Raw genomic sequence first — 24,486 nt, 5'->3', positions numbered from 1 at the left:
AAGAAGGATTCAGCCGAAAAAGCCGTGCAGGAACCAGCCCAGGCCCCCGGCTTCGCGCTGTCGATAGATCCAGTACCGCGCGCCCGACTCGTCCTGCGCAATGAAGTAATCGCGCTGTTCGTGTCCGGCGGCGTTCCACCAGCCGGTTTCCACACGCTCGGGCCCCTGGATCAGGCGCAGGCTGTTGCGCCTGTATGCGGGACGATCATTGCGGACATCCAGTCGTTCTGGTTCGGGCAGGAGCCAGAATGGGCGGGAATGTCCCGAGAGGGCAGGCGGCATGTCCGCCGCGCAAGCATGGGCATCGGCGGCCAGCCACTGGTTAGCCTGCTCGGGACGGTAATCGGCGCTGGGACAGGCGCGCAAAACGCGATCCTGCCCCAGTCGGGCCTGCAAGAGATCGAGCATCCGGTGTTCCTGGCGCAGCCACTGCGAGGGCTCGGGGAACAGGCTAAGGCTGGCCGTAGGCCGGGAGAGCGTTTCAGTAACGGAAAGCTCCAGCGAAATGACCGGCGCATCCAGGCAGAGCGATTGCAGGCGTTCCCTGAGTACGGTGAGGAAATTTTCAGGCAGCCAGGCGTCTTCCGACAGGCGCAGCACAATGCAGGTGGGGGCCCTGGCCTGGCGGCCTTTTTCGTGGTGCAGCCGCAACTCAAGTACACGGGCGGCTCGTTGCCGCGCATGCAGCCAGCCGCACAATTGTTCGATCAGGCGGCCTGCGACCGCAAGGACGGCGTTGTAGTGCTCCAGGTGTTCGTCCAGCTCATGGCGCAGCTTGAAGCGCTCGGGAGCCTGGAACCAGGGAAAGCTTTGACGGCCATCTCCGTAGGCATCGTCCAGTTCCTGTAAAAGCAGGGGGCTGCTGCGCTGCTGGAGCCCCTTGCGGGGCAATGAACGCAATTGCGCAAGGCTGTGGCACGCTATGCCGTCCAGCCAGTCGTCGAAGGGACGGGCGGCGGGCAGGCTGTGCGTGGGCAAGGGGTCGAGCCGGCGCCGCAGCGCCTGATGGCTTATCACACGGCGGGCCCCAGGCTGGCTGCGGCAAGCAAGCATCCAGGCGCCCAAGGCGGTGGGCGCCATGCCGATACGAGCCCGCACGCCCATGTTGTCCAGGCTGGCCCGGATGCGTGCATGCAGGCGGCGCACTCCGTGGAATAGGCTCAGGCTTGCCCCGACCTCCAGAACCAATGCATGCTCGTCGAAAAAGGCTACATGAGGTGTGTATTGCAATAGGCACAGGGCGATTTCCCGCAAATGGTCATGCCGCGCCTGCGCCTGATCGGCGGCCAGCAAAATGCCGGGGGCCAGTCCCAGCGCGGTGCTGGATCGCATGCCCGGCCTGATGCCTTTGGCCTGCGCCGCCGGAGTGCAGGCGCAGACCCGGTCCTTGAGCAAGACGGCGGCCAGCAGTGTTTTAGCCGACCAGTGCGGGAAGTGGACGTCCAGACTGTGCGTGGGCAGATGCAGGCTGAACCAGAGAGGCGTGCTGTTCATGGCATTCAAGGCACCCGGCTGTGTTGCGCGCGGGTTGAAAAACAAGGGATACCGGCTGGTTGCAGGAAGGGCCGCGCCGCTTCAGGATGAAGGCTCCGATGCCCTGGGAGAAAGGCGTCAGGCGCAGGCGCAAAGGCGCGGCGCTGGCATGCATGGCCGCGGTTTGCGGACGCAGAAGCACGAAGAGCGTGTCGCTTTGCTGTGCGACAAGATGCAGGCGGCGCACGCCGTCCGGCTGCGGGGTGGCGGCCCAGCAAAGCAGGGCGGCGCAGGCATTGTGTTTCAGGATTTGCTCGGCGGCCCACAAGGCGTCGCCCTGGGTTTTCGGATTGACCCATAACAGGCGCCGGCTTTGAAGCCGCCAATCGACCCAGCAGTGGAAGTACGGTTCGCAAGGGGGATGAACCAGGATGACGCTGCGCTCGGAAGAAAGATTGGCCAGGGCGGGCCGCAGCAAATGTATTTCGCCTATTCCCGGCTGGCTGGGCAGGAACTCGATGAGCGAACCCAAAGGCCAGCCTTGCCCGGGAAGCTCGCGGTCCAGGGCGGCGAAGCCGGTGGAAACGACGGGGCGGCGCGCATGGGCAAGCTGGGTCCCCCGCCAGAGGGCCGGGTGGATGTGTTCGGGGTGTTGCAGGGAAAAAGCGCGCATTGCCGGGGCCGGATTCTTGATACTGTATAAATATACAGTAAAAATCATGGCGTTCCTAATCAAACGGCTTTCCTATCTGGCGTACAATTTTCGAAGTTTCAAGCAAGGCCAGGCTTTGAGGAGATCACGATATGGCGATGAAGCCGGACTTTCCGGATCCTTTTATTTTCATACCCAAGACGGAAAAGCCCGAACTGCTTTTTGTACTGCTGCATGGCGAGTCGGCGGACCCCCGGCAGATGTTTCCTTTGGCCGAAGCCATCAAGCGCGCTTTTCCGCGAGCGATGGTGGTGCTTCCTTATGCTTTTGAAAACATCCCGGCCGGCAATCCGGCATCCGTTGCCGATCGGGAAGGCATAGCGGGCTATCACTGGATCGATCCGGTTGGCCTGCGCGAAAGCAATTATGCCGAACGTGTCGCGCAGGCTCTGCCGGAACTCATTGCACAGATTCGCCAAATACAATCCAGCTACGGCTTGTCGGGGCAGCAAACGGCGCTGGCGGGATTTTCCCAAGGAGCCTCGATGGCGCTGGAAGCCAGCCATGCCCAGCCTAATCTGGCCGGCCGCGTCCTGGCCTTTTCGGGCTTGTATGCGGCCTTGCCCAGCACGGTGCCGCCCACCACCATGCTGCATTTTTTTCATGGCGCCAACGATCAGCAGGTCTCGGTCGAAGACGTTGAATCCACGCTGGTCCGCCTGAGCGAACTGCAAGGCGATGCGACGCTGGATGTGGCTTCCCGGATAGGGCACGAATTGCACGATGCCCTGATCAAGCAGGCCGTCGTGCGCCTGCAGACCTGTGTCCCCTTGCGCAATTGGGAAGATGCCCTGGGGTCGCTGCAAGAAGGGCAGGCGTCCGACGAGGTCCCGCCTTCCGGTAGAACCTTGCACTAGAACCTGTTCAATCGGGACCCGAGGCCGGCCTGTTCCAGGTAAACGTCACACGAGTCGTTCCTGCCGGAGCGATGGTGATTTCCTTCGATTGCGTCTGGCCGTCGTAGGTGGCGAAAACCCGATACGAGCCCGGGTCCAGGCGGGCCAGAAAATACGGCCCGTCGGATGCGACATTCAAAACCGTTGCATCGCTTGCGTTGCGGATCACCACCTGCACTTCGCCGGCATAGGCGGCCTTGCCGTCCACCTGGCTGGCAAAGGTCAGGGCCAGAGGCCACTGATCCATGGCCTGCTTCAAGGCCGTGGATTCATCCTGGCCGAAGCCTCCGCTGATGTATTCCGTACTGCCCTGTATCTGTGTCGCGGGCAGCTCCGCGCGGGACTGGATATACAGGCCGCTGGCCAGCAATATGCCCGTCGCCAGGGCTATGTTCAATACCGCTTTCGATGGCCGGGTGCCAAAGATGGAAGCATTCATGGCGCACTCCTTGGAACAAGGGAAAAAGGCCAGTCGTGCCGTTGGGTGGACCGGCCGGATTCATCGTAGCTCACTTCGCTGAAGAACACGCGGCCGCTGGCGTGTGCGGCAATGACCGTGGAACAGCGGGTGCCGTAGTCGGGGCTGACGATGAAAGGGCTGCTAAGCAGCCGCTCGCGCTCCAGCGTCAGGCCGGTGCTGGGCAAGGCGTGATCCTGGGCGGGCGTGTTGTCTTTCAGTATCTCGAAGATGGGCGTCAGTGATTGCTCCAGCCCATCCAGCGAAAAGGAATCAAGCGCGGTCCTTAGGCGCTCCGCCTTGGGCCAGGGCGTATCCAGCAAATGGTTGGACACAATGTAGCGGCCCGGCTGCAAGGCCTGGGGCGCGGCTTGTCCGGCCTGGTTGCCCACATAGCAAGCGGCGTCCGGGTCGCCCACGATCAGGTTGAACCCGTTATAGGCCGGGCCCGCGGCGTGTATGCGTTGCGCGTACGATGCGGGCGATTCCTGGCTCGTCAGGTATTGGCTGACCAGTTCGCCGCGCGATGGCGCGTCTGGAACAAGGCGTGAGGGGTCGCGATAATTGGTCAGCAGGGCAAAACGGCCTTGCCGGGTCATGCCCAGCCAGCTTCCCTTGCCCAGGCAATCTATGCCCGCAATGACGTCGGGCCGATCAGGCCAGGGCGCGGCGGGCAGGCTGGCCCGTTGATGGAATTCGTCGCGATTGGCCGCAATGAACAAAGGCCATCGAGGATGCGCGAAGATGGACAGGTAGGCAATGCACATGGTCCGGGCGCGATCGGGGTAGGGTTTAGAGCATCGCCACGTTGCTGTCGTTTTCAACCAGGTTGCGAATGCGCACGGCGTCGCCGATGCGTGAATAGCGTCCTGTGGAATTGAGCAGTACGATGGCGACATCGCGGTTGTCGATCCGGGTCAGCATGACCAGGCATTCGCCCGCTTCATTGATGAAGCCGGTTTTGGATATCCGGATGTCCCAATCGGAATTCTTCACCAGGCGATTGGTATTGTTGTAGACCAGTTGCCGGCCCCGGCCGACATCGACCAGATAACTGTCGTCGGTGGTGTAGCGATGGATAAGCGGCTGTTTGCTGACGGCGCGCAATAGCTTGACGAGGTCGCGCGGCGAGGAAACGTTTTCGCTGGACAGGCCGGTGGGCTCGACGAAGTGCGTCTTGCGCATGCCCAGGGCACGCGCCTTGTCGTTCATGGCGCGCACAAAGGCGGGCATGCCGCCTGGATAATAGCGGCTCAGTGCATGGGCGGCGCGGTTTTCCGAAGACATCAGCGCCAAGTGCAGCATGTCGGCGCGGCTAAGCTGCGTGCCGACCCGCAGGCGTGAACGCGAATGGCGCAAGCGGTCGACGTCGGCATCGGAAATTTCCAGGACCTCGTCCATGGGCAGGCCGGCTTCAGCGACCACCAGCGCGGTCATAAGCTTGGAAATGGATGCAATCGGGCGGACTTCATCGCCGTTCTTGTCGTAAAGGACATGGGAGCTTTCAAGATCCTGCACGAAAGCGACTTCGGAGCGCAGCATGGCCTGGCGGGTGTCCAGTCCTGTTTCGGGAGTTCCCGCTTGCGGAGGCGCGGCTTCCTGGATGAGCGGGGCGTAGCTGGCCTTGCGCAAGTTCTGGCGTCGTACGATATGGGACTTGCCGGCGCTGGCCGGGCGGGCCTTGGCAATCTTGCGCTTGGCGGTTTTTTTGGCGGCCGTTTTTTTAGGAGCGGGTTTCTTGGCCGAGGCGCCGGCTTTCTGTGTTTGAGCGGTTTTCGTCTGTGTTCGCGCCTGGGCCGGAATGCTGGTGCTTAGCGCGAAAACGAAGCATACCGGCAGCAGAGCCAATAGGGAGAAGCGGCGCAAGGGTGTGTTCCGGATAGCAGACATGTCGTGGGCGCGAGGACGTATTTTTAATTGAAGTGATAGTATCAGAAAAAACGTCTTTATATTAGGTAGTTACAACATTCTTTTAAGTTTTTTTTTAAGTCATTTGCAAGCTTGATGCCATTCTGGAAAAACCACTGTATATGAATCCAGTAAAACAGGCCGCCTGATCATATGATCGGCGGCCTGTTCTTTTCCAAGCTGGATGCCAGGTTTTGTAGCCCGATATTCCTGCTTCAATTAACCGTTATGTTGGCTTTTTTGATGACTTGGGCAAACCGCTTGGTGTCGTCGTCGATCTGTCTGGCCATCTCCGCACGCGAATTTCCTATGGGCTCGGCGCCGATCTTGGACATTCTGTCGCGGAACTCGGCCGACTTGATGACCTTGACCATTTCCGTGTTCAGCTTGTCCAGGACGTTTGCCGGCGTACCCGCGGGGGCCAGCACGCCGAACCAGGTTCCAAGGTCGAAGTCATGCATGCCCGATTCATTCAAGGTCGGCGTATCGGGCAGCACGGACGAGCGCTTGGCGGTTGTGACGGCCAAGGCGCGCAGCTTGCCGGCCTGGATATGCGGCAGGACGGGCGTGACTGTGTCGAAAGACATAGTGACCTGGCCGCCGATAAGGTCGGTGGTCAGGGGGCCGCTGCCCTTGTAGGGCACATGCAGCAACTCAATGCCGTTCTGCATGGCGAATTGTGTGCCGATCAGGTGTTGCAAGGTGCCATAGCCATTTGACCCATATGCCAGGCTGGTCGCCGATTTCTTGGCCAGCGCGACCAGTTCCGCCGGCGTCTTGGCGGGGGTGTTGGCGGCGTTGATGACCAGCACGTTGGGAACCAGGGCAACCGTCGTTATGGGTTCAAAGCTTTTCTGGAAATCGTAGGAAAGCTTTTTATAGACGCTGGTGGCAATGGTGTGGTGTACCGCCCCCATGAGCAGCGTATAGCCGTCGGGTTTGGCGCGCGCGACAATGTCGGCGCCCAGCGTGGCGCCCGCTCCCGGCTTGTTTTCAACGATCACGGGCTGTCCCAGCGATTTGGACAACTGATCGCCCAGGGCGCGCGCCAGGACATCCGTGGTGCCGCCCGCCGCGAATGGCACGACCAGGCTGACCGGTTTGTCGGGCCAGGCTTGCGCCATGGCAAGGGAGCTGGACAAGGCGAACACGGCCAGCGCGCCAACGCCCGCCTTCGCAAGCCCGGCCGCTTTTCTTCCCGTTCCATTGATTTGATTTTTTTTCATGCTTGTCTCCTGTTTTATATGTAGGCGCCGGGGTGGCGCCGTATTGCTGCGCTGTTGATCAGGCTTGTGCGATCCGGTCGCACATGGCCTTGGTAACGGCGGCGGTCGTGGCGCTGCCGCCCAGATCGCCGGTATGCAACTCGGGGCGGGAGGTTATATATTCCAGGGCGCGCATGACGCGCTGGGCGGCGGCGGTTTCGCCCAGGTGCTCCAGCAGCATGACGACCGACCAGAATGTGCCGACCGGATTGGCCAGGCCCTTGCCCATGATGTCGAAGGCCGATCCGTGGATGGGTTCGAACATGGATGGATAGCGCCTTTCGGGGTCGATGTTGCCGGTGGGCGCAATGCCCAGGCTACCCGCCAGCGCAGCGGCCAGGTCGCTCAGGATGTCGGCGTGCAGGTTGGTGGCGACAATGGTGTCCATGGATGCGGGGCGGTTCACCATGCGCGCGGTGGCCGCATCGACCAGTTCCTTGTCCCAGGCGACATCGGGAAACTCCGCCGATACCTGCTTGGCGATTTCGTCCCACATGACCATGGCGTGGCGCTGCGCGTTGGACTTGGTGATGACGGTAAGCAGCTTGCGGGGACGCGACTGGGCAAGACGGAAGGCATAGCGCAATATGCGCTCCACACCGGCACGCGTCATGATGGAAACGTCGGTGGCGGCTTCGATGGGATGCCCTTGGTGGACTCGTCCGCCCACGCCCGAGTATTCGCCTTCCGAGTTTTCACGGACGATGACCCAGTTCAGGTCTTCGACGGCGCAGCGCTTGAGCGGCGCATCGATGCCGGGAAGAATCCGGGTGGGGCGGACATTGGCGTACTGGTCGAAACCCTGGCAGATTTTCAGGCGCAGGCCCCATAGCGTGATGTGATCGGGAATGTCCGGGTCACCGGCGGAGCCGAACAGAATGGCGTCCTTGCCGCGCAGGGCATCCAGTCCGTCTTCAGGCATCATGGCGCCGTGCTTGCGGTAGTAGTCGCCGCCCCAATCGAAGTTTTCGAACTCGAAGGCGAAAGAGCGGTCCGCCGCGGCCAGTGCCTGCAGCAGTTCCTGGCCAGCGGGTATGACTTCCTTGCCGATGCCGTCGCCGGGAATCGTGGCGATGCGATATGTTTTCATCCAATGCTCCTCTTGCAATGCTTGGCTTTGCTTGAACTATAGGAGCAATTCAGTTCAAAATAAGGGGCTGGCGGTGAAACCACTGTTAACTTGTATTCAATAATCAAAACGCATACGCATGACTTCTGGAACCCATCCGTCCGAGCTCGCTTTTTTTTCGGTTCTTGCCGCATCGGCGGGGCTGGGGGCGGCGGCGCGTACCCTGGGTGTTACCACCCCCGCGGTCAGCAAGCGTCTTGCGCAGATGGAGGCCCGTCTGGGGATACCGCTTGTCATACGCACGACCCGGCGCATGCGGCTGACGCCCGAGGGCGAAATCTATTTGGCTCACGCCCGCCGCATCCTGGCTGAAATCGACGACATGGAGCAACTGCTGGCGGGATCCGGAGCCGCGCCCAAGGGGCTGTTGCGCGTCAATGCATCGCCGGGGTTCGGGCGAAGCTATATCGCGCCGCTGGTGTCGCGTTTCATGCTGAAGTATCCGGACGTGCAGGTCCAGTTGCAGTTGTCGGTCGACCCGCCCGCCTTCAGCAGCGATGCTTTCGATGTGTGCATCCGCTTCGGAGAACCACCCGACGGCCGCATCATGGCCCGGCGCCTGGCGGCCAACCGCAGGCTGCTGTGCGCCTCGCCCGCCTATCTGGCCCGCCATGCGGCGCCCGCCACACCCAAGGATCTGGAAAAGCATAACTGCATAGGCATACAGCAGGGCGACGAAGCCTATGGCGTCTGGCGCCTGACCACGGAGCAGGGCGGCGAAAAAACGACTGAAGTCGTCCGGGTGCATGGCACACTGAGCACCAACGATGGGGAAACGGCGGTGAACTGGGCACTGGATGGCCATGGCATCCTGATGCGCGCCGAATGGGATATTTCCCGTTATCTCGATAGCGGCCGCCTGGTGCAGGTATTGCACGATTACCAGACGCCCGATGCCGATATCTACGCGACCTACCTGCAAAGGCATCAGCTCTCGACGCGCGTGCGCGCCTTTGTGGATTTCGTCGCGCTGTCGTTTCGCGGCTAGGGCCGCCTAACGTCAAGGGTCAATGGGATCCGGCCTGGCGGTTTATGCCCTCATGGGGACGCCTGCCCGACCCGGCCCCCGTTTGGCGCGGTACAACAGGAATCCGATGATGCTGATGTTCAGTGCGTTCCAGGCCAGGCCGTTGACGAAGGCGGCTTGGTAAGAGCCGCTAAGATCGTAGATGGCGCCCGACATCCAGCCGCCAAGCGCCATGCCGAAAAGCGTGGCCATCAGCACGGTTCCGACGCGCGCCCCGGCTTCCTTGGGCGTGAAGAATTCGCGGACGATCAATGCATATGCCGGAACGATGCCGCCTTGGAACAGGCCGAACAAGCCGGAAATGACATACAGCGAAACCAGGCCGTTGCTGGACAGGAACATAAGCAGGGCGACGCCCTGAAGCACCGAACCCAGAAGCAGGGTGCGCAAGCCGCCGATATGGTCGGAAATCCAGCCCGACACCAGGCGGCTGACGATGCCAAGGCCCAACATGAGCGCCAGCATTTCGGCGCCTCGGGCGGCGCCGAAGCCCAGGTCGCCGCAGTACGCCACGATATGGACTTGCGGCATGGCCATGGCCACGCAGCAGGCCACGCCGGCGATGCAGAGCAGCACCTGCAAGGCGCCCGGCGTCAGGCCCAGCGGCCGGGAAGGGTCGGAGCGGGCCGCTTCCAGGGCGAATCGCGCCTTCGGCCTGGATTGGCCGCCGGCCGCCGACGGTTGCGTCGATGGCGGCCGGCGGCGATAGACCAGCGCCAGCGGAAGCATGGACAGCAGACAGAACATGCCTATGCCCAGGTAGGTCTGGCGCCAGCCTACGGTATCGATGAAGTGCTGCATGATGGGCGGCCAGACAGCCCCGGCCAGATAATTGCCGCTCATGCAAATGGCCAGCGCGATGCCGCGCCGGCGTGTAAACCATTGGGAAGTGTCCGCGACCAGGGGCGCGAAGCTGGCCGCCGTGCCCATGAGTCCGATAAGCAGGCCTTGCGCCAGATTGAATTGCCAGAGGCTGCCGGCCGAACCGGCCAGCATGAATCCCGAACTGATGCCCAGCGTGCCCACCACGATAGGGACGAATACGCCGAAGCGATCCGAGAGGCGGCCCATCAGTATGCCGCCCAGGCCGAAGCCGACCATCGTCAGGGTGTAGGGCAGCGAGGCGTCCGACCGGCTTACGCCGAACTCCGCCTGTATTTGCGGCAGCACCACTGTCACGGAATACATGCCCGATCCGCCGATGGTCATCAGCAGCAGCGACACGATGAGGCGTGTCCACGCATAGGGCGATTCAACATCGCCGGAGGGTTGGGTGTCGATCTTCATGAGCGGTATTGAACACCATAACTTGCCTCTTGTGTTGCTTGCACCGCAGCCGCTTCGATATTTCGTTCATTTATGCATATTTGCGGTTTCAAGGCCCTGATGGGAGCAGGCATATGGGTACAAGCGCTTGAGCCGCTCGGCATAAAAGAAGGGGGCTTTGCGGCGGCATGGGGCTTGCTGGTGTATTGCGTTTGCATTTCGACCACCCAAGGAGCCTTCCATGCATGTATTCTCCCTTCACAAGCTTTGTTTTTCCCTTGCGGTGTGCGCTGTATCCGGAGCGGCCTTGGCCGCCGGCGTCGGCAAAGCCGATATGACCTTCATGACTTCGGCGGCGGCGGCTGGCAAGCTGGAATTGGAGGCCAGCGCCCTGGCGGATAAATCGGCGCAATCGGCGCAGGTAAAGTCGTTCGCGCAAAAAATGCTTGCCGATCATGGCAAGGCGGACACCGAACTGCAAGCCCTGGCCAAGGCCAAGGATGTGCAACTGCCGGCGTCCATGAATAAAAAGCAGCAGGACCAGCTTGCCAAGCTGGGCAAGCTCAAGGGCGAGGAGTTTGACAAGAAGTACGCCCAGGAAATCGGCGTGATAGCGCATGAAGAGGCGGTCGCTCTTTTTACCAATGCCTCGAAAAATGCCGCTGATGGCGATGTGAAGGCATTCGCTTCCAAGACCCTGCCCGTATTGCAGGGCCATTTGCAGATGGCCAAGCAGTTGCATGCCGGACTGCATAAAGCCGAATGAGAAGCCGGAGGGCGCATTATGATGGAAGACAAGGAACCGTTCGCATCGGGCAGCTTCTTTGCCGATCAACGAGCCGCCCGCGAGGCGGTCGCCCTGGTTTTACCCATGGTGGAGCAAGGCCTGCTGCAACGCACGATAGGCGATAGCGGCTTCCTTTATATTGTGATCATGGATCCCGCGCTGGGCCCCGAGGCCAGTGATTTCGATCATGCGGTTCTTTATGAGCATGCCGTGGGAGACCGCTCCGCCTGGGATGCCGACTATGCCCGTTTTGCACGCGATAAAACCCGGGTTGCATGGCGGACGGGCCGGGACGGGCATTTCGTACGGCAATTGGCCCCTCATTTGTTAAAGGGTTCGGATACCGGCCTATGGGGCAGCGCATGCGTCGACGGCATCGTCGTCGGAGTCAGCGGAGCCCTGCCCTGGTTCGACGAGGCGATCGCGGCCAGCATTGCTCATTGCCTGAAGGCACTGGCCAAGCAAAGGGCCGCTTCCATCCCGGAGGCGCCGTCGCTGGGCCACGACAGGGCGATACCTTGAGGCAGGCTGCCCGATGGCACGGCACACCATGACGGCAAGGGCATTCTTCGATCTGGTGAAAAGCTCGTTTCTGGCCTGGAAAGAGGATTACGCGTCCAGCCTGGGAGCCGCGCTTGCCTTCTACACGATTTTCTCGATTGCTCCGCTATTGATCATCGTGATCGCCGTGGCCGGTTCCGTGTGGGGGGAAGACGCGGTAAGAGGGGAAATCATTCGCCAGCTGGGCGGCCTGGTTGGACCCGAAGGCGCCTCGGGCATACAAAGCCTGATTAAAAGCGCCGACAAGCCTGCTCAGGGCTTTTTCGCCACGCTGGTCAGCGTCGTCATTCTGGCGGTGGGCGCGACCCGCGTCTTTGCCGAATTGCAAAGCGCGCTGGACCGGATATGGCAGGTGCCCAGCAAGCAGAAAAGAGCGGGCCTATGGGCGCTGTTCCGGGCCAGGCTGCTTTCATTCGGATTGGTGCTGGGCTTGGGATTTCTTCTTCTGGTGTCATTGGTCGCCAGTGCGCTGCTCGCCGTCCTGGGGCAATGGAGCAGCGCATTCTTTCCGGGATGGGAGGCGGTGCTTCAGATCGCGAACGCGGCTTTCTCCCTGACCATGACGGTGGTGCTGTTCGCCGCCATATATAAATTCATGCCGCAGGCCACCATAGCATGGCGCGATGTATGGATAGGCGCGGCCGTGACGGCCCTGCTGTTCGAGATCGGCAAGGCCGGCATTGGCCTGTATCTGGGCAAGAGTTCGACCGTATCGTCGCTGACCGCCACAGGCTCGTTGATCGTCGTATTGATTTGGGTGTATTACGCGGCGCAGGTTTTCCTGCTTGGCGCCGAGTTTACCTGGTGCTATGCAAACCGCTACGGGTCGCGCTCGCATGCGCCTGCGTCCCGGCCTGTGGATCCCGCCTTGTCTTGACGCTCCTGGGCGGCATGGAAATTGCTCTGCAGGTGCTGCCGGACACAAGCGCCGGGACACGCCTAAACAGCTTTGCACACAGGAGCGAACATGAATAAATCGGAAATTCCCGCGGCCCAGAAGGCGGCGTTGAGTCTATTGCTGGACGACCATCGGAAGGTCAAGAAAATTTTCAAGGATTTTGAAAAGGAGAAGGATGTCGCTGCTCGGCAAAGGATGGTGGAGGAAGCCTGTACGGAGCTGACCGTGCATACGAAGATCGAAGAGGAGAAGTTCTATCCCTATCTGCGGGACCAGGATCCCCAGGCCTTCGGCGAACTGCTCAACGAAGCGCTGGTGGAGCATGCCTCCGCCAAGGAGCTCATCACCCAGCTTCAGGGCATGGACCCCGAAGACGATTTGTACGATGCGAAATTCACCGTGCTGGGAGAATACGTGAACCACCATGTCACGGAGGAGGAGGGCGAGCTGTTTCCCAAGGTGATTTCCAAGAAAATAGACCTGAAGGATCTGGCGCAGGAGATGGAGTCTCTCAAGCAGGATCTAGTACCGTCCGCCGCCATGTCCTGATTTCGTGCAATGCATGAATGATGAACGATGAAGGATGCGTCCGATGTATCCGAGGTGGCCGAAGGCGGGCGGGGATTGGTTTACTCCACCGATGCGGAACCGGGAATAGCGCGTAAAAAGGCGGGCAAGGGTTTCCGGTATGTCGATGCGCAGGGCAAGGCGATTCGGGATGCGAGTGTGTTGAACAGGATCAATGCCCTGGCCATCCCGCCCGCTTACGAAGACGTCTGGATATGCCCGGATCCGGATGGGCATATCCAGGCTACCGCCCGGGATGCGAGAGGACGCAAGCAATATCGCTATCACGATCAGTGGAAGGAAATCCGGGATGCCCACAAGTACCGGCAACTGGAGCAGTTCGGCGCCGCCTTGCCGCGCATACGCCGCCGGGTGGAGCGGGATATGCAATCGAACGCACTCACTATCCGGAAGATCACCGCTCTTGTGGTCAAGCTTTTGGACCTGACGTTGATTCGCGTCGGTACGCGCGAATATGCCAAAAGCAATAAATCCTTCGGCTTGACGACCTTGCGGCGCCGGCATGCCACCGTCATGGGCAGCCGGATCCGTTTCCAGTTTCGCGGTAAAAGCGGTGTACGGCACGACGTCACCATCAATGACCGCAGGATCGCCCGGGCCATAAGGCGTTGCATGGAGATTCCCGGCCACGAGCTGTTCCAGTACCGCGATGAGGAAGGAAGCACGCACCGTATCGATTCGGGCTGCGTGAACGATTATCTGAAAGTAGCGGGCGGCGGCGATTTCACCGCCAAGCACTACCGTACCTGGGGAGCATCGGTATTTGCTTTCAAGCAACTGCAAAAGCACGGAGGCGGGACGCGGGTCTGCGGCAAGGCGGCCTTGGGCGATGTTTACAAGGCCGCCGCGCAAATGCTGGGCAACACCCCCGCCATATGCCGCGACTGTTACATACACCCGGCCGTTACGCAGGCCTATCTGGCCGGACAGCTTCCGCCGCGCGCCAGCCTGAGTGCTCCCGCCGGCCTGCGCGCCGATGAAAGACGCTTCCTGGCTTTCCTGCGGGCATGCTAATTGCCGCCATCCCGGGGTTGCGAACCGTGGATAGAGATCGTACTGATGGAAAGCGCTGATCAGGGTATTCGAAATGGCCGCAGGCCGGATAAAGGCGCGGGCTCGGCCATCCTGGCCCGCCGGGAAATTCTAAGGACGGTCGCCCAGGTACTGTGGCGATTCCGGCGGCGGGCGGGCGCAGCGCTGGCTTTGCTGGTCGTTGCCAAGCTGCTGGCGGTACTGGTGCCGGTCGCCTTGAAAGGCATCGTCGACAGCCTGGAGGCTGGACACGGCGAGCTGGTGCTGCCGGTGTTCCTGCTGCTGGGCTATGCGCTGCTGCGTTTTGCCTCCGGCCTGTTCACTGAACTGCGCGACCTGGTGTTTGCGCGGGTGACGCAAACGGCGGTGGCCGATTTCACCGTCAGGATGTTCGACCATCTGCACAGCCTGGGCGTGAAGTTCCACGGAGGCCACCAGACAGGCATGTTTTCACGCGACGTGCAGCGCGGGACGGCGGGTGTCGGCTTCCTGCTTGGAACGGCGCTTTTCACGGTCCTGCCAACGCTGATCGAAATCGTGTCGGTGGTCCTGATCATGATGTTCGCCTACCGGCTTGGATTTGCCGGCATCGTGGCGGCCACCTTCATCGCATATGGCGTATATACAGTCATATTCACCGAGAGGCGCACTCCCTATCAGCGCCGGCTCAATGAGTTGGACTCGTCGGCCGCCGGCCATCTGGTCGACAGCTTGTTGAACTACGAGACGGTCAAGTTCTACACCAGCGAGACGTTTGAATCGCAGCGTTTGCGCGATACCATGAAGAAGTGGATAGGGGTGGGAATAGACAATCAGAAGGCGCTGTCGATTCTGCATGTGGGCCAGAGCGGCATCATTGCGCTGGGGGTGGCCGCCGTCATGATCCTGGCCGGCCAGGAGGTGGTGGAAGGCAGGATGGCGGTCGGCGATCTGGTGCTGGTCAACGCCTATGTCATCCAGGTCTGCCTGCCCTTGAGCGCGCTGGGACTGGTGTTTCGACAGGCGCGCGAAGCGCTGATCAATGCTGAACGCATGTCCGATCTGCTGCGGTATCCACCCGAGACGGATCCTGGGCAAAGCTTGCCGCCCCTGCAATTGGGCGACGGGGCGGTGGCCTTCAAGCAAGTCGATTTTTCCTACGAGCCGGGACGCCAGATCCTGCACGAGGTCGACTTCCGCATCGAGCCGGGGGCGACGGTGGCGGTGGTGGGCGGCAGCGGTTCGGGCAAGTCCACGCTGGCCAGGCTGCTTTTGCGTTTTTATGATGTGGACGGCGGCAGCGTGGAGGTCGATGGCCAGGACGTGCGCGCGGTCAGCCTGAAGAGCCTGCGCGCCTCGATAGGCGTCGTGCCTCAGGACTCGATCCTGTTCAATAATACGATTGCCTACAACATTGCCTATGGGCGCGCGGGGGCGTCGCTGGCGGACGTCATCGAGGCCGCCAAAGCCGCCCGCATCCACGAATTGATCCAGAGCCTGCCGGCTCAGTACGGCACTTTGGTGGGAGAGCGCGGGGTCAAGCTCTCGGGCGGCGAGCGCCAGCGCATTGCCATTGCGCGCGCCATACTGAAGAATCCGCCGCTGCTGGTGTTCGATGAAGCGACCTCGGCGCTGGATACGCGCACCGAGCGGGCCATCCAGGGCGAGCTCGAATTGCTGGCTCAGGGCCGCAGTACCTTGATCATTGCCCACCGTCTGTCGACCATCATCGATGCCGACCTTATTCTGGTCATGGACCATGGCCACATCGTGGAGCGCGGCACGCATGCGCAGCTGCTGCGGGCCAAAGGCACGTATTCGCAGATGTGGGATCTGCAGCGTCAACAGAATGAACTGGATGAATCGGGGACCCGCCTGAGCGCGCAGCCGATCAATTTGACCACCCTGGTCGCGGGTGTCCTGGACGCGATGCGTCCCCAGATCGATGAAAAGGGCATCGTGCTTTATACCTTGATCAGTCCGGATTCGCTGCGGGTGACCGGCGATCCCAGCGCCTTGCAGCAGGTGTTGTGCGAGGTATGCGAAAACGCCATTGCTTTCACGCCGCCGTCGGAGCGCCTTGAGTTGCGCGTGGAACGCGACGGCACCGATGCCATGGTAGCCGTGACCGACCGGCGCCTGGCGCCGCCAGAGCCTCTGGACGCGGCTGACGGCGGGACGGCGCAAGCCGCGGCGGTTCCGGTGCTCGACCCGTTGCGGGTGAGCAGCGTGCTTGAACAGATGGGAGGGCGTCTGCAGGTACGTCCGTCGGATGACGGCGGCGGCATGACGTTTTCCATGCACTTGCCTCTGCGGGCGGTCGCCTCGCTGGCGCCTGCCGCGCCCAAGGAATGGACGGATGGCGGCAGGCTGAGGGGCCTGACGGTATTCATCACCGATGACCAGGAAGAGGCCCGGGAGCTTCTGGGGGACGTTCTGTTGGATCAAGGCTGCGAGGTGGAGCTTTTTTCTTCCGGACTGTCGCTATTGTCCGCCTTGCGGGAGCGCACCCCGGACCAGTGGCCCAATGCGCTGATTTGCGATATTTCGCTGGGCGAGCCCGATGGCTACGAGGTCATAACGCAAATCAGGAATATGGAGGCGCAACGCAAATCCTCCCTGGCGCAGCGCCTGCCCGCCATCGCGCTGTCGGGCTACACGGAGCGTGAACACAGGCTGCGCGCTTTGCTGGCGGGCTTCCAGGTGCATGTGTCCAAGCCGGTGGATCCTCGCGAGCTGTTGGCGACGGTATTGGCCGTGGCTCGGCCGCCCGTCATTTCCGATAAGGCAGAACACTGATGTCGCCGGCTTCCTCCATATATGCGCGCCTGACTTTTTTGATATCGTCGATGCCGTTCTTACGTAATTCCGCCATCAATTCGTCTTCCGTTATGTATTCGCGGCGCATGCCGCGGCGCTGTATCTGGCCATCCTTGACCAGGCACAGGCGGTTGGCCTCCAGAACGACCCGCGCCGCGGGCACGAAGTAGCATAGGCGGTCGACGAGCACACTCCAGAACACCAGGGTGGCGATCAGGATCATGCCTTCCGTGATGGTCTTGTAGTCGCCCGCCATGCCGTTTTGCGCGGCGTCCGCAATCATCACCAGAAGCAGGATGTTGGCCATGCCCACCGATCCGAAATCGCGCCGGCCCGCCAGCCGCAGCAGCGCGAAGATGAACCAGTAGGTTATGGTGCCTCGCACGATGAGTTCCCAAGGGGACATGGTCAGTTCGAAAAGGGATCCCCAATCTGTTTGCATTGCCGTTCTCCATGAGCCGATCCATTTATGAAGGGATACGCGATTCGCCGATTCACCCTGGACTGGAATGCGCCGGCATGGCCGCATGGCGGTGTGCCGCGAGCGGCTTGCCCTGGACCTTCTGGCCGATCCGGAAATGCCGCAACTGGAAGCGGGCCAGTTGCTCGGGGCGATATAGGTTGCGCCCGTCGAAAACAGCCCCGGATTCCAGGCTGCTGGCCAGCGCCGAGAAATCGGGTTCGGTGAATTCCTGCCATTCCGTCATGACGACCAGGACCTCGCTGTGCCGGCATGCCTGGGCCGCCGAACGGCTCAACTCCAGCCCGGGCCGGCCTGCCAGCTTGGGGATCGAAGCGCAGACCGCCGGGTCGTAAGCCCGCACCGTGGCGCCGGCGTCGATCAGCAGACGTATGAGCGCCAAGCTGGGCGCCTCGCGGACATCATCCGTGCCCGGCTTGAAAGCCAGCCCCCAGACTGCGATGCGGCGTCCCCATAAACTGCCGCCGAAGTAGCGCTGTATGGAATCGAACAGCAGTCTGACCTGGCGCTGGTTCACCTCCTCCACGGCGCGCAGCAAGGGGGCGGATTCCTGGCATTGCTCCGCCGCGCGGATAAGCGCGCGCAGGTCCTTGGGCAGGCAGGAGCCTCCGTAGCCGGCGCCCGGGCGCAGGAAATCAGGGCCGATCCGATGGTCCGTGGCAAGGACTTTGCAAACGGCCTTCATGTCGGTCTGCAATTTTCCGGCGATGTTGGCCAGTTCATTGACCAGCGATATCCTGGAAGCCAGCATGGCATTGCAGGCGTATTTCGCAAACTCGGCGCTACGCACGTCCATGCGCAAAGTGCGCTGGCCATCCGGATCGAACCGGGCATAAAGCCTGGACAGCGTGTCTCCGGCTTGCGCCGTCTCGGCGCCAATGACTATGCGGTCCGGCTTCCTGAAATCGTCGACGGCGCGGCCCTCGGCCAGGAACTCGGGATTCGAGGCCACCTCGACGCGCGGAGCATCCGGCCTGAGGCCTTGCCGCGCTTTGAAGAAGGATTGCACCTGCTCGCAAGTGCCCACGGGAGCGGTCGACTTGATGGCAAGTACGCATGAATGATCCAGCGTGTCCGCCAATGCCTTCGCGCACAACAGCAGGCTGTCGACATTGGCGCAGCCATCGGCCGCCGAAGGTGTGCCGATGGCCAGCATGACAACCTGGGCTTGCCGGGTCCCGCTGGCCAGATCGGTTGAAAAGCGCAGTGTTCCGCCATGCAGTTGCGACAGCACGATGGCCTGCAAGCCGGGTTCGTGGAAGGGCAGCCTTCCTGCCCGCATATGCTTGATTTTTACCGCATTATTATCGATGCAAGTGACAAAGTGGCCAGCCTCGGCCAGGCATGCGCCCGTAACGAGGCCGACATAACCGGTTCCGACAATGGCGACGTTCATGTGCTCTCCTCAGGATCGCGGAGAGGCGCCGGTCAATCGCCTTGCCCCTCCGTTCGTCCCGAAGAAGCAAATGCCATGCCCGTCGGGCTTCAGAACACGCTTTCGGCCATATTGTGGTGGGCGATGAGTTCGTGCAGCGAATTGCCCTGCATGGGCTTCTGCTTGTGCTTGTGCTCGCCGGCGAAGGCGCATTCCTTGCTGAAGTGCTCCGCCTGGCATCCGCTCATCAAGGGGCAATGCTGGAAGAGCTCGCTTATCCAGTCCACGAATACCCGGACCTTGGGAGACAGGTGGCGGTTCTGAAGATAGGCAACTGAAATCGGCATGGGTGGAGGTTTCCAGTCTGACAGCACTTCGATCAACGCGCCCGATTGCAAATGAGGCGCGACCATGTAGCGGGAGGGCTGGATGATGCCGAATCCGTTCAGGCCGCAGGTGACATAGGCTTCGGCGTCATTGACGGATATGACGCCTTTTACGGGAACATCGGTCGGCTTTCCGTCAACCATGAAGCTCCAGTCTATGACCCGTCCGCTGCGGCTGGAAAAATAATGGACGGCCTGGTGGCCTTCGAGCTGTTCGATGGACTTGGGCATGCCGTGGCGCTCGAGATAGGACGGCGCGGCGCAAGTCAGGCTTTCAAATGTTCCGATCCGCTTTGCCACCATCGAGGAATCCTGCAGTTCGCCCACCCTTATCACGCAGTCGACCGCCTCCTGCACCATGTCCACCGGCCTGTCGCTCATGCCTATGGCCAGCTCGATATCGGGATAGCGTTCGTGGAAATCGCAGAGCGCCGGAATCAGGATGAGGCGGCCCATGGAGGGCGGGACGTCTATGCGCAGGCGGCCGCGCGGCCCGCGTGTGACATCGTGGAAGGATGACTACTCGGCCTCTTCGACATCGGCCAGTATCCGCACGCAGCGCTCGTAGTAAGCCGCGCCGTCCGGCGTCAGGCTAAGCCGGCGGGTGGTCCGATTCAGCAGGCGCACTTGCAGTGTGCGCTCCAGGCTCTGGATGGTGGTGGTGACAGTGGCGCGAGGCAATCCCAGGGTGTCGGCCGCCAGAGTGAAGCTGTTGGCATCGACGACCCGGGTAAAGACCTGCATGGCTTGAAAACGATCCATGGCTCATTCCGAAAGATCGGCAATCGTCGCTCCGGAAAAGGAGGATGACTGCCGGTAAAAAAAATGATTGTTCGCGAAAAATGAATAGTGTTAGCGAAAAATGATTATTTATCTGTTTTCGCAAAGAATCAATAATACTCCCACCTTTCCATTTTTCCTACGGCGTTTTGCAAACGGACACAGCTTGCCCTCGCGGCGCTGCTCCCGCCCTGGTGAAGAGCAACTTATCTATTCAAGGAAGACCATGTTTTTACTGCGTAAGCGCTACGCTATGTCGGCGGTTGCCGCCGTGTTGCTGGCCGCCGGCATTATTGCCTTGCGGGTCGATGCCGGCGCCGTTCAAAGCGCGGGGGCGCCGCCAGCGCCCGCCGTCGATGTCGCCATCGTTGAAAAACAAACAATCACCGACTGGCATGAGTTTTCGGGCCGGCTGGAAGCGATAGATCGTGTGGAGATCCGGCCGCTGGTATCCGGTACGCTGACTGCCGTGCATTTCAAGGACGGCAGCCTGGTGCAGCGGGGCGACCTGTTGTTCACCATCGATCCGCGTCCCTACCAGGCGGCGGTCGATCAGGCCAAGGCCCGTCTGGCGGCCGCCCAAGCCCGCGCCGCCTATACGGCCTCCGATTTGTCGCGCGGCAGCCGCCTGCTGGCCGATAACGCCATAGCCAAGCGTGATTACGAGGAAAAGCGCAACGCCTCGCGCGAGGCGGCCGCCAACCTTCAAGCGGCGAAGGCCATGCTGGAGTCGGCCGAGCTGGACCTTGAGCACACCCGGATAGTGGCGCCGTTTCCGGGCCGCGTGTCGCGCGCGGAAGTCACGGCGGGCAATGTCGTGACCGCCGGTGCGAGTTCCCCCTCCTTGACATCGCTGGTCTCGGTTTCCCGGCTGTATGCGTCTTTCGATGTGGACGAGCAAAGCTTCCTGAAGTTCGTGAACCCGGCGCGCTCCGCCGACCTGGCGGCGCAGGTGCCGGTTTTCCTGGGCCTGGCCAATGAAGACGGCTATCCGCGCCCCGGCCGTCTGGCCTCGGTCGACAATCGCCTGGACACCTCGTCCGGAACGATACGCGTGCGGGCCGTGTTCGACAACGCCGATGGAACCCTGGTTCCCGGCTTGTATGCGCGCATACGCCTTGGCGGCGGTGCGCCGCACGACGCCGTGCTGATCGACGAGAAGGCCATAGGCACGGATCAGAACAAACGCTTCGTGATCGTGGTCGACGACAGCAATAAAACGGCGTACCGCGAGGTTCGCCTGGGAGCGAACCAGCAGGGCGGCAGGGTGGTGGAAGCCGGCTTGAAAGTGGGCGAGCGCATCGTCGTCAACGGCCTTCAGCGCATCCGGCCCGGGGACCCCGTCTCTCCCCATCCGATCCTGGCGGCCGGCGAGGCGGGCGGCGGCACGGCCGGCTCCGACGCGGACGCGGCCGCCCGCCGTATCGCGTCGGCAAACTGATTCCAAGAACAACGCTGGATATTCATGAACATTTCCAAATTCTTTATCGACCGTCCGATCTTTGCGGGCGTGTTGTCGGTGCTGATACTGCTGGCCGGAGGGCTGGCCGTCTTTCAGTTGCCCATTTCCGAATACCCGGAAGTGGTCCCGCCATCGGTGGTCGTGCGCGCCCAGTATCCGGGCGCCAACCCCAAGGTCATCGCCGAAACGGTGGCCGCGCCGCTGGAGGAGTCCATCAATGGCGTGGAAAACATGCTGTACATGCAATCGCAGGCGAACAGCGACGGCAATCTGGCGGTAACGGTCAATTTCCACCTGGGGATGGACCCGGACAAGGCCCAGCAACTGGTCCAGAATCGTGTGTCGCAGGCGCTGCCGCGATTGCCGGAAGATGTGCAAAGGCTGGGGGTGACCACGGTCAAGACATCGCCCACCCTGACCATGGTCGTGCATCTGCTTTCTCCCGACGATCGCTATGACATGACCTACCTTCGCAACTACGCCGTCCTGAACATCAAGGACAGATTGGCGCGTATTCCGGGCGTGGGCGAAGTCCAGATCTGGGGTTCGGGCAACTATGCCATGCGGGTGTGGCTGAATCCGCAGAAGATTGCGGAGCGCGGCTTGACGGCGAACGATGTCGTGGCGGCCATACGCGAGCAGAACGTGCAAGTCGCGGCCGGTGTCATCGGCGCGTCGCCTACGTCGTCCGATGTCGCCATGCAGTTGTCGGTCAATGCCCAGGGCCGCTTGAGCACCGAGGAGGAGTTCGCCGATATCGTGCTGAAGACTTCCGCCGATGGCGGTGTGACGCGCCTGGGCGATGTGGCGCGCATCGAGCTGGACGCGTCGGAGTACGGCTTGCGCTCCCTGCTGGACAACAAGCCGGCGATCGGCATGGGTATCATGCAGTCGCCGGGGGCCAATGCCCTGGCGGTATCCGATCAGGTGCGCGCCGTAATGAAAGAGCTTTCGGCGGACTTTCCATCTTCGGTGGAAAGCCGCATTGCCTATGATCCGACCCAGTTCGTGCGTTCCAGCATCAATGCCGTTGTCGTGACCCTGCTGGAAGCGATCGCCTTGGTCGTGCTGGTGGTCATCCTGTTCCTGCAGACCTGGCGCGCATCTATCATTCCCTTGCTGGCCGTGCCGGTATCCATTGTGGGCACCTTTGCCCTGATGCTGGCTTTCGGCTATACGATCAACGCCTTGTCCCTGTTCGGGCTGGTGCTGGCAATAGGGATTGTGGTGGACGACGCCATCGTGGTGGTGGAGAACGTTGAACGCAATATTGCCGAGGGCCTGTCGCCGCGCGATGCGACCTATCGAGCCATGCGCGAGGTCAGCGGGCCCATCGTCGCCATTGCGCTGACGCTGGTGGCGGTATTCGTTCCCCTGGCCTTCATGACCGGACTGAGCGGACAGTTCTTCAAGCAGTTCGCCATGACGATAGCCATATCCACCGTCATTTCGGCCTTCAACTCCCTGACGCTGTCTCCGGCGCTGGCCGCCTTGCTGCTGAAGGGGCATCACGAAAAGCCCGACTGGCTGACGCGCGTCATGAATCGCTTCCTGGGAGGATTCTTCCAGCGATTCAACCGTTTCTTCAACCGCTCCTCCGAACGGTACGCGAAAGGCGTGTCGGGCGTCATCGGCCGCAAGGCTTCGTCCATGGGCGTATACGCCGTCCTGCTGGCGCTGACCGTGGCCATTTCCTACATCGTGCCCGGCGGTTTCGTGCCGGCGCAGGACAAGCAATACCTGATCAGCTTTACGCAGCTTCCGAACGGAGCATCGCTGGACCGCACCGAAGAGGTGATACGCCGCATGACCGATATCGCCCTGAAGCAGCCGGGGGTGGAAAGCGCAATCGCCTTTCCGGGTCTGTCCATCAATGGCTTTACCAACAGTTCCAGCGCCGGCATCGTATTCGTCACGCTGGATCCGTTCAAGGAGCGCAAGGGGGATGCCTTGTCGGCCAACGGCATAGCGGGCGCGCTCAATCAGCAGTACGCCGCGATCAAGGATGCTTTCATTGCCGTGTTTCCTCCGCCGCCGGTCATGGGCCTGGGCACGGTGGGAGGCTTCAAGCTGCAGATCGAGGACCGCGGCGCGGTAGGCTATGCGCAGCTGGACGCCGCCGCGCAGGCTTTCATGGGGGCGGCGCGCAAGGCGCCTGAGCTGGGCCCCGCGTTTTCCAGTTTCCAGATCAATGTGCCGCATCTGGACGTGGACCTGGACCGGGTCAAGGCCAAGCAACTGGGTGTGCCGGTCACCGACGTGTTCGACACCATGCAGATCTATCTGGGTTCGCTGTACGTCAATGATTTCAACCGCTTCGGGCGGGTGTATCAGGTCAGGGCCCAGGCCGATGCCCCGTTCCGCTCGCAGCCCGAGGATATCCTGCAATTGAAGACGCGTACCCGCTCGGGCGACATGGTGCCCTTGTCGTCGCTGGTAAAGGTGACGCCCACCTACGGGCCCGAGATGGTTGTCCGCTACAACGGCTACACGGCCGCCGACATCAATAGCGGGCCGGCGCCGGGGTATTCGTCCGATCAGGCCCAGGCCGCCGCCGAGCGCATCGCCGCCGAAACACTGCCGCGCGGGGTGAAGTTCGAATGGACCGACCTGACCTATCAGCAGATATTGGCGGGCAATGCCGGAATCTGGGTGTTTCCCATCAGCGTCCTGCTGGTGTTCCTGGTGCTGGCCGCGCTATACGAAAGCCTGACCCTGCCGCTGGCTGTGATTCTTATCGTGCCCATGAGCATACTGGCGGCCCTGACCGGTGTCTGGCTGACCGGCGGCGACAACAACATCTTCACCCAGATAGGCCTGATGGTACTGGTGGGCCTGGCTTGCAAGAACGCCATCCTGATCGTGGAATTCGCCCGCGAGCTCGAACTGCAGGGCGCCGCGCCCCTCAAGGCGGCCATCGAGGCCAGCCGCCTGCGTTTGCGGCCCATCCTGATGACCTCGATCGCCTTCATCATGGGTGTCGTTCCGCTGGTGACATCGGCCGGAGCCGGCTCTGAAATGCGGCATGCCATGGGGGTCGCCGTATTCTTCGGCATGCTGGGCGTCACCTTGTTCGGCCTGTTCCTGACGCCGGTCTTCTATGTATTGCTGCGCTCGATCGGCGGACGTCCCTTGCGCTCCGCAACGACGCATGAAGCGCCGGCGCTGGCCGCGCACGCCGGACAATAAGTTTCAAGGATTATG

20 protein-coding genes and 1 pseudogene are annotated in these 24,486 nt (G+C 61.6%); 10 read left to right on the top strand and 11 right to left on the bottom strand.

Translation table 11 applies throughout. The features are described 5' to 3' along the window. Positions 1–9: 9 nt before the first annotated feature. Both V0R37_RS14255 and imuA read right to left on the bottom strand, forming a co-directional pair. Positions 10–1,494 carry a Y-family DNA polymerase gene (locus V0R37_RS14255; RefSeq protein WP_420375152.1) on the bottom strand — a complete coding sequence of 495 codons (1,485 nt, stop codon included), beginning with the start codon at positions 1,492–1,494 and terminating at the stop codon, positions 10–12. Then, a complete protein-coding gene (gene imuA, locus V0R37_RS14250) occupies positions 1,415–2,131 on the bottom strand; it encodes a translesion DNA synthesis-associated protein ImuA (RefSeq protein WP_420375334.1) in 717 nt (238 codons plus the stop codon). Before imuA ends, V0R37_RS14255 begins: the two co-directional genes overlap by 80 nt. Positions 2,132–2,283: 152 nt before the next feature. Here imuA and ypfH point away from each other — a divergent pair, with 152 nt between their 5' ends. Continuing rightward, entirely contained in the window at positions 2,284–3,042 is a 759-nt protein-coding gene (gene ypfH, locus V0R37_RS14245; RefSeq protein WP_420375333.1) for an esterase, read from the top strand. A gap of 7 nt (positions 3,043–3,049) precedes the next feature. On the opposite strand, the gene V0R37_RS14240 is transcribed toward ypfH, so the two are convergent. The 5 genes from V0R37_RS14240 to V0R37_RS14220 all read right to left on the bottom strand — a co-directional run bounded on the left by V0R37_RS14240 (position 3,050) and on the right by V0R37_RS14220 (position 7,801). Beyond that, a complete protein-coding gene (locus V0R37_RS14240; protein ID WP_420375151.1) occupies positions 3,050–3,520 on the bottom strand; it encodes a carboxypeptidase-like regulatory domain-containing protein in 471 nt (156 codons plus the stop codon). After that, a complete protein-coding gene (locus V0R37_RS14235) occupies positions 3,517–4,305 on the bottom strand; it encodes an NRDE family protein (protein ID WP_420375150.1) in 789 nt (262 codons plus the stop codon). The genes V0R37_RS14240 and V0R37_RS14235 overlap by 4 nt, the downstream gene beginning before the upstream one ends. 25 nt (positions 4,306–4,330) lie before the next feature. Further along, the gene (gene pbpG, locus V0R37_RS14230) at positions 4,331–5,428 is read right to left on the bottom strand and encodes a D-alanyl-D-alanine endopeptidase (protein ID WP_420375149.1); all 1,098 of its coding nucleotides are present in this window, start codon (positions 5,426–5,428) and stop codon (positions 4,331–4,333) included. A 233-nt stretch (positions 5,429–5,661) separates the two neighbouring features. Continuing rightward, on the bottom strand, positions 5,662–6,672 hold the full coding sequence (locus V0R37_RS14225; RefSeq protein WP_420375148.1) for a Bug family tripartite tricarboxylate transporter substrate binding protein: 1,011 nt from the start codon (positions 6,670–6,672) through the stop codon (positions 5,662–5,664). 58 nt (positions 6,673–6,730) lie between these two features. After that, positions 6,731–7,801 carry a tartrate dehydrogenase gene (locus V0R37_RS14220; RefSeq protein WP_420375147.1) on the bottom strand — a complete coding sequence of 357 codons (1,071 nt, stop codon included), beginning with the start codon at positions 7,799–7,801 and terminating at the stop codon, positions 6,731–6,733. Positions 7,802–7,919: 118 nt separating this feature from the next. Between V0R37_RS14220 and V0R37_RS14215 the strand changes: the two genes are divergently transcribed. Continuing rightward, the gene (locus V0R37_RS14215) at positions 7,920–8,828 is read left to right on the top strand and encodes a LysR family transcriptional regulator (RefSeq protein WP_420375146.1); all 909 of its coding nucleotides are present in this window, start codon (positions 7,920–7,922) and stop codon (positions 8,826–8,828) included. Between the two features lie 42 nt (positions 8,829–8,870). Here V0R37_RS14215 and V0R37_RS14210 read toward each other — a convergent pair whose 3' ends face one another. Further along, the gene (locus V0R37_RS14210) at positions 8,871–10,154 is read right to left on the bottom strand and encodes an MFS transporter (protein WP_420375145.1); all 1,284 of its coding nucleotides are present in this window, start codon (positions 10,152–10,154) and stop codon (positions 8,871–8,873) included. Positions 10,155–10,374: 220 nt separating this feature from the next. On the opposite strand from V0R37_RS14210, the gene V0R37_RS14205 reads away from it, so the two are divergent. From V0R37_RS14205 to V0R37_RS14180, 6 genes are all read left to right on the top strand, one after another. Beyond that, positions 10,375–10,899 (top strand): DUF4142 domain-containing protein, encoded by a 525-nt coding sequence (locus V0R37_RS14205; RefSeq protein WP_420375144.1) that lies wholly within the window; start codon positions 10,375–10,377, stop codon positions 10,897–10,899. A gap of 18 nt (positions 10,900–10,917) precedes the next feature. Beyond that, positions 10,918–11,442 (top strand): hypothetical protein, encoded by a 525-nt coding sequence (locus tag V0R37_RS14200; protein ID WP_420375143.1) that lies wholly within the window; start codon positions 10,918–10,920, stop codon positions 11,440–11,442. Positions 11,443–11,455: 13 nt separating this feature from the next. Continuing rightward, positions 11,456–12,358 carry a YihY/virulence factor BrkB family protein gene (locus V0R37_RS14195; protein WP_420375142.1) on the top strand — a complete coding sequence of 301 codons (903 nt, stop codon included), beginning with the start codon at positions 11,456–11,458 and terminating at the stop codon, positions 12,356–12,358. A 90-nt stretch (positions 12,359–12,448) separates the two neighbouring features. Beyond that, the gene (locus V0R37_RS14190) at positions 12,449–12,928 is read left to right on the top strand and encodes a hemerythrin domain-containing protein (protein WP_420375141.1); all 480 of its coding nucleotides are present in this window, start codon (positions 12,449–12,451) and stop codon (positions 12,926–12,928) included. Positions 12,929–12,955: 27 nt separating this feature from the next. Further along, positions 12,956–13,981, top strand: coding sequence for a DNA topoisomerase IB (locus tag V0R37_RS14185; protein ID WP_420375140.1), 1,026 nt, complete (start codon positions 12,956–12,958; stop codon positions 13,979–13,981). Between the two features lie 45 nt (positions 13,982–14,026). Then, positions 14,027–16,777, top strand: a complete 2,751-nt coding sequence (locus V0R37_RS14180; RefSeq protein ID WP_420375139.1) for an ATP-binding cassette domain-containing protein — start codon at positions 14,027–14,029, stop codon at positions 16,775–16,777. On the opposite strand, the gene V0R37_RS14175 is transcribed toward V0R37_RS14180, so the two are convergent. From V0R37_RS14175 to V0R37_RS14165, 3 genes and pseudogenes are all read right to left on the bottom strand, one after another. Continuing rightward, positions 16,752–17,240 (bottom strand): DUF421 domain-containing protein, encoded by a 489-nt coding sequence (locus V0R37_RS14175; protein ID WP_420375138.1) that lies wholly within the window; start codon positions 17,238–17,240, stop codon positions 16,752–16,754. The two genes, V0R37_RS14180 and V0R37_RS14175, sit on opposite strands and share 26 nt — an antisense overlap. 52 nt (positions 17,241–17,292) lie before the next feature. Beyond that, positions 17,293–18,675 (bottom strand): UDP-glucose dehydrogenase family protein, encoded by a 1,383-nt coding sequence (locus V0R37_RS14170; RefSeq protein WP_420375137.1) that lies wholly within the window; start codon positions 18,673–18,675, stop codon positions 17,293–17,295. A 218-nt stretch (positions 18,676–18,893) separates the two neighbouring features. Then, positions 18,894–19,802 (bottom strand): annotated as a pseudogene (locus V0R37_RS14165) (LysR family transcriptional regulator); the annotation flags it as partial. 244 nt (positions 19,803–20,046) lie between these two features. On the opposite strand from V0R37_RS14165, the gene V0R37_RS14160 reads away from it, so the two are divergent. Next, positions 20,047–21,261: an efflux RND transporter periplasmic adaptor subunit gene (locus V0R37_RS14160; protein ID WP_420375136.1), complete on the top strand. Its 1,215-nt coding sequence runs from the start codon at positions 20,047–20,049 to the stop codon at positions 21,259–21,261. A gap of 24 nt (positions 21,262–21,285) precedes the next feature. After that, complete coding sequence (locus tag V0R37_RS14155) at positions 21,286–24,471, top strand: efflux RND transporter permease subunit (protein WP_420375135.1); 3,186 nt, start codon at positions 21,286–21,288, stop codon at positions 24,469–24,471. Positions 24,472–24,486: the final 15 nt, after the last annotated feature.

It is taken from the genome of Pollutimonas rozaliensis (assembly GCF_048751585.1).
In the GTDB taxonomy this organism is placed as follows: Bacteria; Pseudomonadota; Gammaproteobacteria; order Burkholderiales; family Burkholderiaceae_B.
Note: the sequence above shows the minus strand (reverse complement) of the source record. Positions and strands in the feature narration are given on the sequence as shown.